General features: G+C 72.2%; 14 protein-coding genes. 6 read left to right on the forward strand and 8 right to left on the reverse strand.

Going from position 1 to position 17,063, the window contains the following annotated elements; genetic code table 11:
- The first annotated feature begins 75 nt into the window (after window positions 1-75).
- A complete protein-coding gene (locus tag ACFU5F_RS02495) occupies window positions 76-1,602 on the forward strand; it encodes an alpha/beta hydrolase (protein ID WP_383881040.1) in 1,527 nt (508 codons plus the stop codon).
- Window positions 1,603-1,694: 92 nt separating this feature from the next.
- Here ACFU5F_RS02495 and moeZ read toward each other — a convergent pair whose 3' ends face one another.
- The 7 genes from moeZ to ACFU5F_RS02530 all read right to left on the reverse strand — a co-directional run bounded on the left by moeZ (window position 1,695) and on the right by ACFU5F_RS02530 (window position 11,352).
- The gene (gene moeZ / locus ACFU5F_RS02500) at window positions 1,695-2,873 is read right to left on the reverse strand and encodes an adenylyltransferase/sulfurtransferase MoeZ (RefSeq protein ID WP_046916944.1); all 1,179 of its coding nucleotides are present in this window, start codon (window positions 2,871-2,873) and stop codon (window positions 1,695-1,697) included.
- A 63-nt stretch (window positions 2,874-2,936) separates the two neighbouring features.
- Entirely contained in the window at window positions 2,937-3,686 is a 750-nt protein-coding gene (locus ACFU5F_RS02505) for a spherulation-specific family 4 protein (protein WP_383880784.1), read from the reverse strand.
- Complete coding sequence (locus tag ACFU5F_RS02510) at window positions 3,674-4,633, reverse strand: NAD-dependent epimerase/dehydratase family protein (RefSeq protein WP_383880787.1); 960 nt, start codon at window positions 4,631-4,633, stop codon at window positions 3,674-3,676. The genes ACFU5F_RS02505 and ACFU5F_RS02510 overlap by 13 nt, the downstream gene beginning before the upstream one ends.
- A gap of 199 nt (window positions 4,634-4,832) precedes the next feature.
- Entirely contained in the window at window positions 4,833-6,089 is a 1,257-nt protein-coding gene (locus tag ACFU5F_RS02515) for a hypothetical protein (protein WP_383880790.1), read from the reverse strand.
- Window positions 6,086-8,242, reverse strand: a complete 2,157-nt coding sequence (locus ACFU5F_RS02520) for a DUF3492 domain-containing protein (RefSeq protein WP_383880792.1) — start codon at window positions 8,240-8,242, stop codon at window positions 6,086-6,088. Before ACFU5F_RS02520 ends, ACFU5F_RS02515 begins: the two co-directional genes overlap by 4 nt.
- 222 nt (window positions 8,243-8,464) lie before the next feature.
- A complete protein-coding gene (locus ACFU5F_RS02525; protein ID WP_383880794.1) occupies window positions 8,465-9,508 on the reverse strand; it encodes a DUF3152 domain-containing protein in 1,044 nt (347 codons plus the stop codon).
- 740 nt (window positions 9,509-10,248) lie between these two features.
- Window positions 10,249-11,352 carry an alpha/beta fold hydrolase gene (locus ACFU5F_RS02530; protein ID WP_383880797.1) on the reverse strand — a complete coding sequence of 368 codons (1,104 nt, stop codon included), beginning with the start codon at window positions 11,350-11,352 and terminating at the stop codon, window positions 10,249-10,251.
- A gap of 484 nt (window positions 11,353-11,836) precedes the next feature.
- Here ACFU5F_RS02530 and ACFU5F_RS02535 point away from each other — a divergent pair, with 484 nt between their 5' ends.
- The 4 genes from ACFU5F_RS02535 (at window position 11,837) to ACFU5F_RS02550 (ending at window position 13,875) form a co-directional block, all read left to right on the forward strand.
- Window positions 11,837-12,055, forward strand: coding sequence for a hypothetical protein (locus ACFU5F_RS02535; protein WP_383880800.1), 219 nt, complete (start codon window positions 11,837-11,839; stop codon window positions 12,053-12,055).
- Window positions 12,056-12,256: 201 nt separating this feature from the next.
- Entirely contained in the window at window positions 12,257-12,898 is a 642-nt protein-coding gene (locus ACFU5F_RS02540; protein ID WP_059079265.1) for a TetR/AcrR family transcriptional regulator, read from the forward strand.
- 267 nt (window positions 12,899-13,165) lie between these two features.
- The gene (locus ACFU5F_RS02545) at window positions 13,166-13,393 is read left to right on the forward strand and encodes a DUF3107 domain-containing protein (RefSeq protein WP_383880803.1); all 228 of its coding nucleotides are present in this window, start codon (window positions 13,166-13,168) and stop codon (window positions 13,391-13,393) included.
- A 209-nt stretch (window positions 13,394-13,602) separates the two neighbouring features.
- Window positions 13,603-13,875 (forward strand): hypothetical protein, encoded by a 273-nt coding sequence (locus tag ACFU5F_RS02550; RefSeq protein ID WP_383880806.1) that lies wholly within the window; start codon window positions 13,603-13,605, stop codon window positions 13,873-13,875.
- Between the two features lie 201 nt (window positions 13,876-14,076).
- On the opposite strand, the gene ACFU5F_RS02555 is transcribed toward ACFU5F_RS02550, so the two are convergent.
- The gene (locus tag ACFU5F_RS02555; RefSeq protein ID WP_383880809.1) at window positions 14,077-14,853 is read right to left on the reverse strand and encodes a ferritin-like fold-containing protein; all 777 of its coding nucleotides are present in this window, start codon (window positions 14,851-14,853) and stop codon (window positions 14,077-14,079) included.
- 501 nt (window positions 14,854-15,354) lie between these two features.
- Here ACFU5F_RS02555 and ACFU5F_RS02560 point away from each other — a divergent pair.
- Window positions 15,355-17,063, forward strand: a 1,709-nt coding sequence (locus ACFU5F_RS02560; protein ID WP_383881043.1) for a DEAD/DEAH box helicase, incomplete at its 3' end; no start/stop codon positions are given.

Here is a 17,063-nt window from a genome sequence, read left to right on the forward strand (position 1 = left end):
TGGCAGTCCGCATACCATGGCATGACCGCCATTCGGGACATCCGGCGGACGATCTCGCTGGAGGGGGAAGCAAGCATGGCGCGCTTTACACGGGGGGCCGCCCTGGCTGCTGCCGTACTGCTGGTCACCGGTTGCAGCGGCGGCGCGGACGACAGGGCCGGTGACGAGGCGGACGACGGCAAGGCCTCGTCGTCCTCACCGGCACCGCCGGCGCCGCCCCAGAAACTCGACTGGGGTCGCTGCAAGGCGACTTCGGAGGGTCCTGCCCCGGGCGGAGACTGGCAGTGCGCGACGCTGAAGGTACCGCTGGACTACGCGAACCCGGACGACGGGACGATCGGCCTCGCCCTGATCCGCAGCAAGGCGACCGGCTCCGCCGACGAACGCCTCGGATCCCTTCTGTTCAACTTCGGCGGCCCCGGCGGCTCCGGCGTGTCCATGCTGCCGTCGTACGCGGGGCTGACGAGCGACCTGCACAAGCGGTACGACCTGGTGAGCTGGGACCCGCGCGGGGTGGCCGGGAGCGAGGGGGTGCGCTGCCGCAGCGACAAGGAGATCCAGACGGGCGAGTCGGTGGACGCCACCCCCGACGACGCCACCGAGGAGACGGCCTTCTTCCAGGACGCGGCCGACTTCGGCGCGGGGTGCGAGAAGGCCGCGGGCAAGCTGCTGTCCCACGTCTCGACCGCCGAGACCGCCCGCGACATGGACCTCATGCGCCAGGTCCTCGGCGACGACGAGCTCCACTACTTCGGCATCTCCTACGGCACCGAACTGGGCGGGGTCTACGCCCACCTGTTCCCCCGGAACGTGGGACGTCTGGTTTTGGACGCGGTGGTCGACCCGACCGCCGACACGGTGGGCCACGCCAGGAACCAGGCCCTGGGCTTCCAGCGGGCTCTCGACAACTATCTGAAGTCCACCGGTCAGGATCCCGAGGCGGGCACGAGGAAGATCGAGAAGCTGCTGGAGCGGATCGACGCGAAGCCGCTGGCGACGACGTCCGGCCGCGAGCTCACCCAGACGCTGGCGACCACCGGTATCGTCCTGCCGCTCTACAGCGAGCGGAGCTGGCCCACACTCACCAGCGCCCTCGACGCCGCCGAGGACGGCGACGGCACCGAACTGCTCGCGTTGGCCGACGGGTACAACGAGCGCGATCCGTCCGGCCGCTACGGCACGACGACCCACTCCCAACGGGTCATATCGTGCCTGGACCAGAAGCAGCGGCCGAGCGTGCGGGAGACGAGGAGGCTGCTGCCCGAGTTCCGGGAGATCTCGCCCGTCTTCGGCGAGTTCCTGGGATGGGACACCGCGGGCTGGTGCCACGACTGGCCGGTGCCGGGCCTGACGGACTCGCCGGAGGTGAGCGCACCGGGGGCCGCGCCCGTCCTCGTGGTGGGCAACACCGGGGACCCGGCGACGCCGTACGAGGGCGCGCGGAAGATGGCCGCGGAACTGGGCGAGGACGTCGGTGTGATGCTCACCTGGAAGGGCGAGGGCCATGGCGCGTACGGCAGCGGCAGCGACTGCGTCGACTCGACGGTGAACGCGTATCTGCTGGACGGGACGGTGCCGAAGGACGGCAAGGTCTGCGCGTAGTCCGGGACGACCGCCTTCTCGACCTGGTGCGAGGGGGGACGGAGAGGGGCCCGGCACCCGTGGTGCCGAGCCCCTGCCGGGAAGGTGCGTGTCTAGTAGACCGGCTTGCTCGGCTCGATCTGGTTGACCCAGCCGATCACGCCGCCGCCGACGTGGACCGCGTCGGAGAAGCCCGCCGACTTCAGGACGGCCAGGACCTCCGCACTGCGGACACCCGTCTTGCAGTGCAGGACGATCTTCTTGTCCTGCGGCAGAGCCTCCAGGGCGGTGCCCATGAGGAACTCGTTCTTCGGGATCAGCTTGGCGCCCGGGATGGACACGATCTCGTACTCGTTGATCTCGCGGACGTCGATGATCTCGATGTTCTCGCCGTCGTCGATCCACTCCTTGAGCTGCTTGGGAGTGATCGTCGAGCCGGCCGCCGCCTCCTGGGCCTCCTCGGAGACGACGCCGCAGAAGGCCTCGTAGTCGATGAGTTCGGTGACGGTGGGGTTCTCGCCGCAGACCGCGCAGTCGGGGTCCTTGCGGACCTTGACCTGGCGGTACTGCATCTCCAGGGCGTCGTAGATCATCAGGCGGCCGACCAGCGGCTCGCCCGTGCCGGTGAGGACCTTGATGGCCTCGGTGACCTGGATGGAGCCGATGGAGGCGCAGAGCACACCGAGGACACCGCCCTCGGCGCAGGAGGGGACCATGCCCGGCGGCGGCGGCTCGGGGTAGAGGCAGCGGTAGCAGGGGCCGTGCTCGGACCAGAACACGGAGGCCTGGCCGTCGAAGCGGTAGATCGAGCCCCAGACGTACGGCTTGTTGAGCAGCACGGCCGCGTCGTTGACCAGGTAGCGGGTCGCGAAGTTGTCCGTACCGTCGACGATCAGGTCGTACTGGCTGAAGATGTCCATCACGTTCTCGGCCTCGAGCCGCTCTTCGTGGAGGATCACGTTCACGTACGGGTTGATCCCGAGCACGGAGTCGCGGGCGGACGCGGCCTTGGAGCGGCCGATGTCAGCCTGGCTGTGAATGATCTGGCGCTGCAGGTTCGACTCGTCGACCTCGTCGAACTCCACGATGCCGAGCGTGCCGACGCCCGCCGCGGCCAGGTACATCAGCGCCGGGGAGCCGAGGCCGCCGGCGCCCACACACAGCACCTTGGCGTTCTTCAGCCGCTTCTGCCCATCCATCCCCACGTCGGGGATGATCAGGTGGCGGGAGTACCTGCGGACCTCGTCTACGGTGAGCTCGGAAGCGGGCTCGACCAGGGGTGGCAGCGACACGGGGACTCCGTTGGTCGGTCAATCACTACAGTTGTTCTCCCCGTAACACTGCCACGCCCTTTTTCATTCCGAGACACCCGTTCCAACCAGCGAGACGATGTCGTCCCAGTAGCCGGGCATGGTCTCCCAGGGGTCGGTCCGGCCGCCGCGGTCCCTGCGGTCGGTGAAGTAGATCGTGGCGGCGCCCTGCCAGCGGGCGACGCGCAGTGCCTCGTCGAGGTGGCCGCGCGGGACGCCGTGGACGAAGTGGCAGAAGCGCTCGGGCGGATGGTCGGCGGTCCACTCGGCCGCCTGGGACCAGCGGTAGTCGCTCCACGGCCCGGAGAAGGTCACCAGTTGGTCGGCGGTGTCGACATATCCGGGGTGCGGATGGGTGCCCTGGCCGAGGACGATGTGCCCGCCGCCGAGGAGCGCGCGGAGTGCGGTGACCGTGCGGTCGGTGTCGGGCAGGGCTCCGTGCTCCGTGGGGCAGCGGTCCAGGAAGAACCCGTCGATCCGGTACCAGTCGAGATAGCGGCGCGCGTCGGAGGCGATGTCGGCGAGGGCGCGCGCCCCATATGTCAGGTCCAGATGGCCGAGGACCCGGACGCCCGCGTTCCGGAGCCGTCCGGCGGCTTCGAGGCAGTGCGGGTCGGGGCGGGTTCCGGGGCCGTCGGAGACGTTGAGGACGACCCAGTGCAGAGGGGTGCCGGGACGGGCGAGTTCGCCCCATTCCAAGGGGGCGACGAGGGGGTGGGCATAGCCGGGGATGCCGACGCCGAGGCTGAGGCCGGTGCTCGCGATGGCGGACGGGGCCGAAGTCAGATACGGCATGCCGCCTCCATCCAGATGTCGGCGAGGGACTCCTCCAGGTTGATCCGCGGCCGCCAGCCGAGGCGGTCCCGGGCGGTGCGGACGTCGGCCTGCTGCCAACTGCCGCACCCGTCCGGGTAGGGATAGGAGACGGGGCCGGTGTGATCCGGTTCGGGGCGGGGGTGGCCGATGGTGGGCCGGAGGGGGCCGGGCGGAGCGTCGAGTTCGTGGAGGGCGCCGCCGTAGCCGGCCACGCGGGCGAGGACGGCCGCGGCGTCGCGGAGACGTACGGCGCGACCCGAGCCGATGTTGATCACCCCCTGCGCCGCGGAGAGCGAGGCGGCGTGGACGGCACGGGCGACATCGCGGACGTCGACGAAGTCGCGCTGGACGCCGAGACCGCCGAGCTTGAGTTCGCCGTCGCCGGACTGCATGGCGCGGCGCATGGCTTCGGCGAGGCGACCGAGCGGCGAGCCGGCCGGTGTGCCGGGCCCGGCGGGTGAGAAGACACGCAGGACCACGGCGTCCAGGCCGGAGCCGAGGACGAGTTCGGTGGCGGCGAGCTTGCTCACGCCGTACGGGCCGCCGGGGCGGGGCACGGCGTCCTCGGCGGTGGAGGACCCGGGCTGGCTGGGCCCGTATTCGGCGCCGCAGCCGAGCTGCACCAGTCGGGCCCCGCAGCCGCTGCGGCGCAGGGCTTCGCAGACGGTGGCGACGGCGACGGTGTTGTGCCGGGTGAGTTCGCGGGCGCCGCCGCGGGTGGCCCCGGCGCAGTTGACGACGACCCCGGGGTGGACGGCGTCCAGGAAGCGGGTGAGCGCGCCCGGGCTGCCGGTGGCGAGGTCGAACCGTACGTCGGCGTCGTCGCCGCGGCCGAGCGCGGTGAGCTGGACGGCCGGGTCGGCGAGCAGACGTTCGGCGACGAAGCGGCCGAGGTAGCCGTTGGCTCCGATCAGCAGGACCCTCATCGGGCGGCTCCCGGGGCGGGTTCTCCGGTTCGGGAGGTGATCATCTGGCGTTCTCCTTATGGGGTGGTGCCGTGGGTGATGAGGTGGCCCGCGGTGTCGGCCCCGCGGGACGGGCGCCCGGGACATGAGCCCCGTGCGTCGGTCGGCCCGGCCCTTCGCACGGTGGCGTGTGGCCGCCGGGCGAAGGGCCGGGGGCGCGTCAGGTCGCCCCGGAGGGCGGGGAGTGGGCCGAGGCCCGGGTCAGCGTGCGGGTGGCGTGGACGAGCAGGACGAGCGCGGCGGTGCCGCACACGAGGGCAGGTACGGCCCCGGCCCCCCAGGCGGCCACGACCGCCTCCACGGGGACGGCCAGGAAGGAGCAGCCGGGCAGGCGGCTCCCGAAGACCGTGGCCAGCGCGATCATCTCGGCCAGAGCGGCCGCGCGGAGGGCGACCACCGGGGCCTGGAGGGCTCCATGCGCGATGAGGAGGCGAGCGAGGAGGAGAAGTACACCGAGGGCGCCCGCTCCGGCGTACCCGGTGGGCTCGTGCAGGGCCTCGGCGCACAGCGCGAGCAGGGCGGTCAGGGCACAGAGGTGGAGCGCGAACACGCCGAGGATCAGGGGCTTCACGGAGTCGGCGAACTCCGCGAGACCGCGGCTGGTGGCGAGTTTGCGGCGAGCGCGTGCGCCGAGGAGGTGGGCGCACCAGACGGCGGGGGCGCAGGACAGACTGAGCGCGAGCACCGGCGCGACGGCCAGGGGCCAGGGGCCATGAGGACCGTCGCCGAGTCCGGCGGCGAGCAGACCGTCGCCGAGGAGCGCGTACGCGACCAGCCAGCCGGTCCAGACGCGGGTACGGCCGGACGCGTCCGATGGTGCGCGCAGGGGGCCGCGGTCGAGGGCGACGCGAAGGGCGAGCGCCACCGCGAGTGCGCCGGCGGCGGCGACCGCGAGACGGGGTTGGCCGTCGGTGAGACGCACGCCGGCGACGGCCGCTGCGCACACGGCGCCGGGCAGGAGGGCGAGCACGGCCCAGCCACCACGCACTCCGGGCGCGCTCGGCACCGGCTCACGCTCCGTGATCCCCTCCCCGTCCCGTGACACGCGCGCGTACATCTCTTCGGCGAGGGAGAACACGTCCCGGTGCCGGAAGCGGGCTGCCGTACGGTCCGTCACCCCGTGGGCCTCCAGTCCGGCGGCGATCTCCAAGGGGTCCACCGCCCGCTCGCAGAGGTCCCGGTGCCGGTGCATCAACGCCTTCACCGGGTCGACGGCGCCGGGCCGGGGGGTGGACGCGGGTCCGGGCTGGACACCCGAGCGGTCCAACTCGGCGGCGCCGTCGACCACATCGAATTCCTCGCGCCCGTCCCCTCCGTCTCGTCCGTCCCGGCCGTTCAGCCCTTCTGGTCCGTCAAGTCCCTCTCGCCCGTCCCATCCGTCCAGCCCGTCCAGTCCGTCGAGGCGCAGCTCGCTCATCGCGCGCCCTCCCCCGCAGGCACGGGCTCCCCTGCGGTCGTACCCGGAGACCTCTCCGCGGTCGCGACCGGGTCGGCCGCCGAACGGGCGGACGCCGCCGCGCAGTCGTCAGCGGAGGTGGAGGCGGAAGCGGAGGTCGCGGCAGGTGTCGCAGAGGAAGCCGGCACCGGCGCAGGCCCCTGCGCCGGGGTGGACGGAGCACCCGGTGCCGAGCCAGGTGCAGAAGTCGGGTTCGCGACCGGCGTCGGCGCCGATGCCCCTGCCGATGCCACCGTCCCCGTCGCTGTCGCCGGGGTCCCCGACACCGGCGTCGACGCCCCCGCAGGCGTGTCGACGGCCCAGCGTGGCCGTGCGGGGCCGGTCGCCCCACGACCCGTGCCCCCGGTGCCCCCCGAGACGCCCGCGCCCCCGGCCACGCCGGCCACGCCGGCCACCCCGGCGACACCGAGGCCGCCCGTCACCAGTCGGGAGTCGGTCCAGCGGCCGGGTACCCGAGCCTCGGCGGGGGCTCCGAAGGGCAGTGGTTCACCGGTCCTGTCGAGGACGACCTTGCGCACCGGGGCCTGGGAGACGACGTCCAGGTAGATGCCACGAAATGCCTCGACGTTCTGTTCCACCGTGAAGAGTTCGAGAGCGCGTGCGCGGGCGGCTGCGCCCAGGCGCGCACGGCGCTGGGGTTCCCGCAGCAGCGCCACACACGCTTCGGCCAGCGCCCGCGGATTGCGCGGAGGAACGACGAGGCCCGTGCCGCCGATGACCTCCACGACCGCGCCCACGTCGGTGGAGACCGTCGGCCGGGCGCAGAACATGGCCTCGACGAGGCTGATCGGGAAGCCCTCGACGACGCTGGACAGCACGACCACGGCACCCGCCGCGTAGGCCCGGGCCACATCGGGGACGGCAGGGTCGCCGATCTCCTCGAAGGAGACGGGGTTGGCACCGACCGCGTGGACGCCGTCCGCCTCGTCGGGGAAGACCTGCGCGGCCAGGGCTCTGCAGTGACCCAGATAGGCGGTGGCCTCGGACCCCGTTGCCGCTCCGATGATCCTGAGCCGTGCCTTCGGCTCCGCCCGGCGGATCTCGGCGAAGGCGTGCAGCAGCGAGATCAGGTCCTTGGCGGGCTCGATGCGGCCGACCCAGACGAGGGTGTACGGATCCGCGTACTCCGGCGACTCGCCCACCTCCGCGAAGCGGGCGGCGTCCATGCCGGGGTAGACCGTCCTGATCCTGGCCCGGTCGGCGCCGCAGCGCTCCTGCCAGCGCCGGGCATGGGTGTTCCCGGGGGTGAGGCAGGCTGCCTGCCGGTAGACCTCGGTGGTCAGCCGCCGGTGGAAGGCGGCGAGCAGGGCGCGCACCGGCGCTTGCCCCGAAGCCCCGAGGTAGTGCGCCCGCAGCGGCACGCCGTACTCGGTGACCAGCAGCGGCACCCCGTGGAAGTACCGGGCCAGCAGCCCGGGAAGCGCGGCCGAGCCACCGGCGGTCGCGTGACACAGGTCGACCGAGCCGAGTCCGTCGTCCTCGTACCAGTCGAGCGAGAGAGGGCGCAGGGCGCGTTCGAGGTGTGCGGCGACCGTGAGCAGATCCGGTACGCGGGCCTCGCGCGCCCCGCGCAGAGCGCCCGGCGCGCGACAAGCGCGCTCCAGCGTGGTCACGGCGCTCTCGGAGCGCAGCGCGCCGACCAGTCCGCCTTCCTCACGGCCCAGCTCGGCGAGCCCGTACAGCGCGTTGCCGAAACGGTCCGCCTCAGCGGCGGCCCCGCCACCGGAAGCCTCCCCCAGGCCTCCGATCCCTCCAAGCCCAACGAGCGCACCGGCCCCGCGACCTTCACGGCCCCCATCCGCCCCGTCGGCTCCGCCCACGCTTCCCGAGCACACCGCGGACACCAGTTCGCCGTACGCCTCGGCGAAGCGCCTCCGGGCCCGGCGCCCATGGACGATCCCGTCGTCCTCGGCGGTCCACAACGGCGCCGTACGAACGCGGCTGACCTGGGACGGCAGCGGGATCCAGCCCTCGTCCTCCTGCCGCTCGCTCCGGCTGAGCGCGTAGATGTCGAACTCGTGTCGCGCCAGCCCACGTACGAGTCGGTCGCACCAGAGCCTGGCGTCACCGCTCACATACGGATAGCCACCCTCCGTAAGCAGTCCGATGCGCACGCGTGCACCCCCGATCTCCCGTTTGAGAAGCCGCCGTTCACCCGACGGCTCGCAGCGGGACGAACGTATGCGGACGAGGCGGGGGTGCGACGGACGGTTGTCCGTCGCACCACCAAAAGGGGTGAACGGTCGTAACTTTCCCTAGCGGGACGCGTTTTGTCGCGCTAGGGGATCACTCGATCACGCCGCGTCAGGCGACCCGGGGTCGCCCCGCGCGCCCCGTCACCTACCGGGATAGGGCCAGGGGTTGGCTTTGCACGTGATGCCGTCATAGGTCAGGAACTTGCTCTGCTGCTGCATGACGGGGGCGAGTTCCCCGTCCTTGTCGCAGGTCACATGGCTGTAGCCGAGGCGGTGACCGATCTCGTGATTGATCAGCATCTGCCGGTACGCGTGGATCTGGTCGCCGTAGGTCTTCGAGCCCTGGGCCCAGCGGTAGGCGTTGATCATCACGCGTTCGGTGGCGGCCGAATCACAGGAGACGTTGTCGACGGTCGTATCGAGGCCCGACTTGGCGCACCAGGTCGCCGTGGTGCCCGGGCTGGCCAGCGTGATCACGAAGTCGGGTGTGCCCGAGGAGATCCGTTCGAACGTGCGGCCGCCGCTGTGGGACCAGCTCCGCTCGTCGTTCAGGGTCTTCTGCACCGCCTCGGCGAACAGCTCGGGGTCCAGGCCGAGTCCCTTCTCCACGTCGACGCGGTAGCGGTACTTCTGCCCCTTCCCCGGCGCCTTGTCGAAGCCTCTGACCGCCTCGAACTTCCCGCCGCCCTCCAGGTCCGCCGCGAGCGCGTAGGTGGCGCCCATCTTCTGGTCGTACGACAACGGGGTCACGCTCGGGCTCGGCGCACCGGACGGCGTGGGCCGGTTGTCGCTGCGTGAGGCGCCGCGCACATCGCGTTCGCCGGCGTCGGCGGCCTGCGGCTGCGGAGCGGCGTCGTCCTGTCCGGCGGCCATCTGCCCGCCCACGACGACGGCCAGCACGGTCGTGACCGCGGCGGCCGCGATGCCGGCGAACGCCCGCGCCTTGCCGCTCCTGGCCGTCTCCCCGACCTCGGACCCCTCGCGCTGAGGCCGCTCTCCCGACTCCGCCCGCCCCAGCGGCTGCTCCCGCGTCCCCTCTCGCAGCGGCGTCTCCTGGAGAGCCGTCCCGGTCCGGCCGTCGGCGGCGGCATCCGACGCGGCGCGAGGTGTCCGACCGGGTACGAAGGCGTCTTCGACGTCGTCGAAGGCGTCCAGATATGCCTGGCGGGGGCCACCGGGAGGCATGGTCTCCTGCCGCTGCCGGGGAATGGGGATACGGCGACCGGAACGCTCCGGAGGTTCGCCGTACGGGGCGCCGGTGGGTGACGCCTCGCCCGGCACACCATACGGACCCCCCGCGGGAGCCCCGTGCGACACGCCGTGCCCGGCACCCGTCCGGCGCCCGTCACCACCCAAGTGCCCCCAGCCGCCCCCGGCTTCACGCTGCTCGGGATGCCCACCACGGCCCGGCGGACCGCCGTGCACGGGAGCATCGCCCGAAAGGCGGGGAAAGCCGTGCGCGGGCGTGCCGTCGGGGAGACGGGGGAAGCCGTGCGCCGGAGTGCCGTCGGCGAAACGGGGCACGGCGCGCGCCGGGGCGCCGTCGGGCAGGCGGGGAAAGCCGTGCGCGGGCGTGCCGTCAGGAAGACGAGCGCCCTGCTGCCCGGGCGCAGTCCCGGCGAATCCCTGCATCCCCTGGCCGCTTGCCTGACCGTAACTCCCTGCGGACAACGGGCCGGCCGATGGCCGCGCACCTGCCTGCGCCGGTGACGCCGCAGCCGGAGCGCTTCCGGCGGCCGGAACGGCGGGGCCGTCCACCCCCCGGACCCCTTGAACCCCTGAGCCCCCCTGCGTACCCGATGCGCGCCGCGCGGCCGGTGCGCCGTCGCCCGATCCGGCGGAAGTCGCCGTCCGGGCCGTCCTTGTCTCGTTCGTGTCGCCTTTCGGCGCCCGCCCCTTGCGGCTGTGCCGTCCCACGCCGCGCCTCAGCTCCCCCCGCCGGGAGAGCCCGGTGGAGGCTCGTCGGCGACCGGTCCGGTACCGGCGGCCGGCTCCCAGATCTCCGCCCCCGACCCTGGCGCGCCGGAACCCGTCACGCCGAAGCCCCTCTTCCCCGAGTCCGCCCCACCACCTGACTCCGCGGCGTCCGCGAGCAGTTCACGGAACGCGGCGGCCACGGCGTCCGGGTACTCCATCATCGCCACGTGCCCCGCGTCCGGCAGACAGACGAGGCGCGAGTCGCGGAAGGCTCGGGCGGCGCGCTGGGCCATGCGATAGCCGACCAGCTGGTCGCGGCGACCGTAGACAAGGAGGGTCGGGGCGAGGACGCGCTCCGCCTGACGCCAGAGCGAGTGCTGCCCGCCCAGGGTGTAGGCGTCCACGAGCCCACGGGCGGAACGCGTCAACGCGTCCCACATGTACGGCAGTTGGAGGCGCCGCTCCATCTCCTCGACGGCGTTGCGGAAACCCTCGTCCGTGACGCGGCCGGGGTCGCCGTAACAGAGCGCCGTGACGCCCCGTACGCGCTGCTCGGCGGTCCAGCCCTTGGTGAAGCGGGTGAAGAGGGCCGACATGCCCGGCAGCGCGAGCATCGCGGTCGGCACGGCGGTCCGCTGCACGCGCAGTTCCGGCAGGGCGGGCGACACCAGGGTCAGGGTGCGGACGAGATCGGGGCGGAGGGCGGCGACACGGGTCGCGATCGCGCCGCCGAGGGAGTTGCCGAAGAGGTGCACGGGGCCGCGTCCGGCCGCGTCGAGGTGGCGGATGACCGCGCGCGCGTGCCCCGTGACGGAGTAGTTGCCGTCGTCCGGTGGCGGCGAGTCGCCGAATCCGGGCAGGTCGATCGCCTCGCCGTCCACGAGCCCGTCGAGCAGCGGCATCAGCGCGGACCAGTTCTGCGAGGAGCCGCCCAGGCCGTGCACGTACAGGGCGGGCGGCAGCCCCTCGCGCGCCGGCGGCCTCGACCGTACCGCCAGCGTGATCCCCGGCAGCCGGACCGATCTCATCCTCTCGCCGGGCGCCACCCGCACGGCACTCGCCTTCGGCGATGCGGTGGCGGTCAGCAGGGAGGGCAGCTCGGTCGAAGACATGCGGGCAATGTTACGAGATGATCACACAGTGACTCATGTGTTCGCCGTCACAGGTCCGGACTAAATCAGCCATGTGTGCGGGGCCTTGGTCAGAGAAGCCCCCGCCATGTGGGCCCCGGCCCGCGAAAGCCCTCGCCGCGCACGGCTCACGGCCCCAAGAGCCCTCGCCGCGCATGAATCATGACCCAGAGCGCCCTCGCCGCGCATGAATCATGACCCAGAGCGCCCTCGCCGTGCACAGGGCACTGCCCCGGAGGCCCACGTCCCCACCCCGGCGGCGGGCCGTCGACGCTCCTCGCCCGGCGCACGCCGAGGCCGCCCCTGATCGCGTAGCGCCACGGTCGCCCTTCTCCTAGGCTCGTACACAGGGCATCCAGGCTCGCGAACAGGGCACCCGTACGTGACCCGGCCGCCCAGGGAATGTTCCGACGGCACCGGGGCAGACCAGGAGCGGCAGCAGGGCACAGCAGGAAGGGGACCCAACATGGGCGTCGATCCGACCGATCCCGACACCTTCATCGAGGAGGACTCCACGGAGTTCGACGACGTCGAGGCCCCGGAGGCCGATGCCGCCGAGCAGCACAAGGACATCGCCCCGGACCGGGACGACCCACTGACCGACGCCGACCCGGGCGCCGCCAGCGAGGCCGATCTGGCGGAACAGGCCCGCGTCGTCTCGCTCGACGAGGACGACTACCGGTAACCCGATCCCCACCAGGGACGACGACAGGTGGCGAGAAAGGGCTTCCTCCTGCCCGCCATGCCCCTGTTTGGCGTGGTCCGCGGCACTTTCCCCGCCGTCCGGTCCGTGAAATTCTGCGCTCTCACCGCGCACACCGGGGTTACCGAAAAGTACGATGGCGGCGCGGCGCACACCCGCATGTGGACGATCTTGGGAGGCGGCGTGACAGCCATCGAGCAGACAGAGGCGGCGCGCCCGCGAGGCACACGACTGCCCCGCCGAGCCCGACGGAACCAGTTGCTGGGCGCCGCCCAGGAAGTCTTCGTGGCCCAGGGCTACCACTCCGCCGCGATGGACGACATCGCCGAGCGCGCCGGAGTGAGCAAGCCGGTGCTCTACCAGCACTTCCCCGGCAAGCTCGACCTCTATCTGGCGCTGCTGGACCAGCACTGCGAGTCGCTCATCCAGTCCGTGCGCGGCGCGCTCGCGTCGACGACGGACAACAAGCAGCGTGTCCGGGCCACGATGGACGCGTACTTCGCGTACGTCGAGGACGAGGGCGGCGCCTTCCGGCTGGTCTTCGAGTCGGACCTGACGAACGAGCCCGCCGTGCGCGAGCGCGTCGACAAGGTCACCAACGAGTGCGCCGAAGCCATCTGCGACGTCATCGCCGAGGACACCGGTCTCTCGCGCGCGGAGTCGATGCTGCTGGCCTCGGGGCTGGGCGGTCTCTCCCAGGTGGTGGCACGTTCCTGGCTGCACAGCGACCGCAGCGTCCCGCGCGAGCAGGCGGTCCAGCTGCTGGCCTCGCTGGCCTGGCGCGGTATCGCCGGTTTCCCCCTGCACGGCATCGACCAGCACTGATCGACGACCTCGTCGGCGCCCCGTCGACCATGCCCGTCGACCATGCCCGTCGACCACGCCCGTCGACCGGCCCCGGCGAGCCCCTTCGAGCACGGGGATCGAGCACGGCGAGCGGGAACACCGTTCGGGACCGTAGGTCAGGATTCCCGCGTTCTGTTCGCTCCTGGCGTTCTCGGGCGGAGCGTGCACGTCCCCTCACCGGGCTAATGTGTGCTGGGTACGGCGCGGAAGCCCGCGCACTTCACTGACCGTCGGAGGGACATAGCCGTGGAGGTCAAGATCGGCGTGCAGCACGCGCCCCGCGAGATCGTTCTGGAGAGCGGGCAGACTGCCGAGGAGGTCGAGCGTGCCGTGGCCGAGGCGCTCACCGGCAAGTCGGCGCTGCTGAGCCTCACGGACGAGCACGGCCGCAAGGTGCTGATCCCGGCCGACCGTCTCGCCTACGTCGACATCGGCGAGTCGGCCGTCCGCAAGGTGGGCTTCAGCGCGCTGTAGTCACGAGGCACGGATAGACGTACGGAGGGGCCCGGTGGTGTGAAAACCACCGGGCCCCTCCGTACGTCCGTGGCGCGTGGCTCGCACCGGCCGAGCACCGCGGAACGGGCACATCGCGGGGGCGGGCGATGATTGCGCGCGACGGCGCGCGGGTAGTACCGGCTACGAACGATCTGCCCAGGCCAGGCCATGTGGGAGGGAACCCGATCATGTTCTTGGAAGCACTCGGATCCGCACTCCTCGGTTTCGCTCTGGCCTGTGCCGCCGTCTACCGTCTGTCCCATCGCCTGCCGTCCCGCGCCCTGGTCCTCCCGACCGGCACCGCGGGCGCCCTCTTCGGTGCCTTCCTGACGCACACGGCACTGGGCTCGGCGAACTTCCCGCTGATCCTCACCGGCGCGCTGGTCGTGGCGGCGGCCTCCCTGTCCCTGCTGCTGCGCCCGACGGAACGCTTTCGACGCAGCAGCTCGGCGACCGCCTGAGCGGAACACAGCGCGGGACGAAGGCTCCCTGACCGCGTCGAAGCCGTCCGCCCCGGGGCGCGGGAACCCGCGCGACCGGCCCCGACCGGACCCGCACCCACCGGACGACACCGCACCCCACGACAGCTAGGCGCTCACGGCCGGCCCTGCTCACCCGGCCGTGGCTCATACCCTCCTGCTCACACAGCCGCGCTCACACGCTCACGCGGCCAGGCCCAGCGCGGCCATCCGCTTCGTGTGCGCCTCGGTGATCCGGGAGAACATCCGCCCCACCTCGGCCAGATCGAACCCGTCGGCCACACCGCCCACGAGCATCGTGGACAGGGCGTCCCGGTCCGCCACCACACGCTGCGACTGTGACAGGGCCTCCCCCATCAACCTCCGTGCCCACAGCGCCAGTCGGCCGCCCACACGCGGGTCCTCGTCGATCGCGGCCCGCACCTTCTCCACGGCGAAGCCGGCGTGCCCCGTGTCGTCGAGCACGGCGAGCACCAGGCCGCGCGTGTCCGAGTCGAGGTGCGCCGCGACCTCCCGGTAGAAGTCACTGGCGATCGAGTCGCCGACGTACGCCTTGACGAGCCCCTCCAGCCAGTCCGACGGCGCGGTCTGGCGGTGGAAGCCGTCGAGCGCGTCGACGAAGGGTTCCATGGCCCGCGTCGGCTCCTCCCCGATCTCGGTGAGACGCCCGGCGAGCCGCTCGAAGTGGTGGAACTCGGCCGCCGCCATCTTCGCCAGCTCCGCCTTGTCGACGAGGGTCGGCGCCAGCTTCGCGTCCTCCGCGAGCCGTTCGAACGCCGCCAGCTCCCCGTACGCCAGCGCCCCCAGCAGATCCACCACCGCCGCGCGGTACTGCGGGTCGGCGGAGGCCCGGGCCCAGTCCTGGGCGGCGATCCCGGTGACCTCGGCGGTGTCGGCGGCGTCGGCGGACTCGCCGCCGGTGGCGTTCTCAGGCTTGTCAGACGTGGTCATGAAGCGCACAATAGCCCGCTCCGCGCGGGGCGGAAGGGCCCGGTCATTTCGCGTGGCCTTCAGTGTGACAACCACTACGTGACCAAATCGGCCATCGCATATGCGCGATTCCGGGGTATGGTGGTAATGCGCCTGCTGGTACGTCGACGTAGCTCGATCGTTCGACCGTATCTCGACAGGCCGCACGCATGAGGATGCCCGGTCGGTGGCCCGATCGGCTCCGACCCGACAGCCCTCCTTCTCCGTACGGCACTTCGCGTACGGCGTCCGGAGGGAACCCCTCAGCGGTATGAGCGCTAGAGCGTCGGCAGTGGTCCCGTGCCACACGGTTTGCCCGTGAGGCGGCCGACGTCCCCGGCACGGTCCGACACGACCCCCGCGCTCGCCTCACACCGCGTACACAGAAGAGGCAGCACCCTGACTACGACTTTCCGAGATCTCGGAATCTTTCCCGAGACCGCCGAGGCGCTTGAGGCCGTCGGCATCATCAACCCCTTCCCCATCCAGGAGATGACGCTCCCGGTCGCCCTCACCGGCACCGACATCATCGGCCAGGCCAAGACCGGCACCGGCAAGACGCTGGGCTTCGGCCTTCCCCTCCTGGAGCGCGTCGTCGTCCCCGCCGACGTCGAGGCCGGCCGCGCCAAGCCCGAGGACCTCGTCGACTCGCCGCAGGCGCTCGTCGTCGTCCCCACGCGCGAGCTGTGCACCCAGGTCACCAACGACCTGCTGACCGCCGGCAAGGTGCGCAACGTACGCGTCACCGCGATCTACGGCGGCCGCGCCTACGAGCCCCAGGTCGAGGCCCTGAAGAAGGGCGTCGACGTCGTCATCGGCACCCCCGGGCGGCTCCTCGACCTCGCGGGCCAGAAGAAGCTGAACCTGAAGCACGTCAAGTGCCTGGTCCTCGACGAGGCCGACGAGATGCTCGACCTGGGCTTCCTGCCCGACGTCGAGAAGATCATCAACATGCTTCCGGCCCGCCGCCAGACGATGCTGTTCTCGGCGACCATGCCGGGCGCGGTCATCGGTCTGGCCCGCCGGTACATGTCCCAGCCGACCCACATCAGCGCCACGTCGCCGGACGACGAGGGCGCGACGGTCCGGAACACCGCGCAGCACATCTACCGCGCGCACAACATGGACAAGCCCGAGATCGTCTCGCGCATACTGCAGGCCGACGGCCGGGGACTGGTCATGGTCTTCTGCCGTACGAAGCGCACCGCGGCCGATCTCGCCGACCAGCTCAAGCAGCGGGGCTTCGCCTCCGGCGCGGTCCACGGCGACCTCGGCCAGGGCGCCCGCGAGCAGGCCCTGCGTGCCTTCCGCAACGGCAAGGTGGACGTCCTCGTCTGCACCGACGTCGCCGCCCGCGGCATCGACGTCGAGGGTGTCACCCACGTCATCAATTACCAGTCCCCCGAGGACGAGAAGACGTACCTGCACCGCATCGGCCGTACGGGCCGCGCGGGCGCCAAGGGCATCGCGATCACCCTCGTCGACTGGGACGACATCCCGCGCTGGCAGCTCATCAACAAGGCGCTGGACCTCGGGTTCAACGACCCGCCGGAGACGTACTCCACCTCCCCGCACCTCTTCGAGGAGCTGAGCATCCCGGCGGGCACGAAGGGTGTCCTGCCGCGCTCCGAGCGCACCCGGGCCGGCCTGGACGCCGAGGAGCTGGAGGACCTGGGCGAGCCGGGCGGGCGTGGTCCGCGCGGTCGTGGCGGGCGTTCCTCCGCCCCGTCCTCGTCCGCCGAGCGCGAGCGTGAGCGCCCGGCGCGTACGCCTCGTCGGCGCCGCCGTACGCGCGGTGGAGCCACCCTGGACGGAGTGTCCCCGGAGGCCGCGGCCGTCACGAAGCCGTCGGAGTCCGCGGGGGCGCCGGGTACGGGTGCCGGTTCCAGCGAGGTCGAGGCCGAGAGCCGTACGCCCCGCCGTCGCCGCCGCACCCGTGGCGGAGCGAACCCCGCTGCCGAGGCCGTGGCCGAGACGGTCGGAAGCACGTCGGCCGAGGCCGTGACCGAGAGCGTCGCGGGCTCCCCCGCCGAGTCGGCCGAGGAGGCGCCCAAGCCGCGTCGCCGCCGGACCCGCAAGTCGGTGGAGGCAGCCGAGGCGCCCGTCGAGGCGGCCGCCGCCGAGACCGCGCTCGACACGGCCGAGGGTGTGACGGCCGACGAGGCCCCCGCCAAGCCGCGCCGCCGCACCCGCAAGGCCGT

The sequence above is a fragment of the Streptomyces sp. NPDC057438 genome, assembly GCF_042802995.1.
Taxonomy (GTDB): domain Bacteria; phylum Actinomycetota; class Actinomycetes; order Streptomycetales; family Streptomycetaceae; genus Streptomyces.

Coding starts and splice junctions, on each gene's coding strand:
- ACFU5F_RS02495 (WP_383881040.1), top strand. CDS start 76: ATGGCGCGCTTTACACGGGGGGCCGCCCTGGCTGCTGCCGTACTGCTG.
- ACFU5F_RS02525 (WP_383880794.1), bottom strand. CDS start 9,508: ATGCCTCCCGGTGGCCCCCGCCAGGCATATCTGGACGCCTTCGACGAC.
- ACFU5F_RS02535 (WP_383880800.1), top strand. CDS start 11,837: ATGGGCGTCGATCCGACCGATCCCGACACCTTCATCGAGGAGGACTCC.
- ACFU5F_RS02515 (WP_383880790.1), bottom strand. CDS start 6,089: ATGAGCGAGCTGCGCCTCGACGGACTGGACGGGCTGGACGGATGGGAC.
- ACFU5F_RS02505 (WP_383880784.1), bottom strand. CDS start 3,686: ATGCCGTATCTGACTTCGGCCCCGTCCGCCATCGCGAGCACCGGCCTC.
- ACFU5F_RS02550 (WP_383880806.1), top strand. CDS start 13,603: ATGTTCTTGGAAGCACTCGGATCCGCACTCCTCGGTTTCGCTCTGGCC.
- ACFU5F_RS02510 (WP_383880787.1), bottom strand. CDS start 4,633: ATGAGGGTCCTGCTGATCGGAGCCAACGGCTACCTCGGCCGCTTCGTC.
- ACFU5F_RS02530 (WP_383880797.1), bottom strand. CDS start 11,352: ATGTCTTCGACCGAGCTGCCCTCCCTGCTGACCGCCACCGCATCGCCG.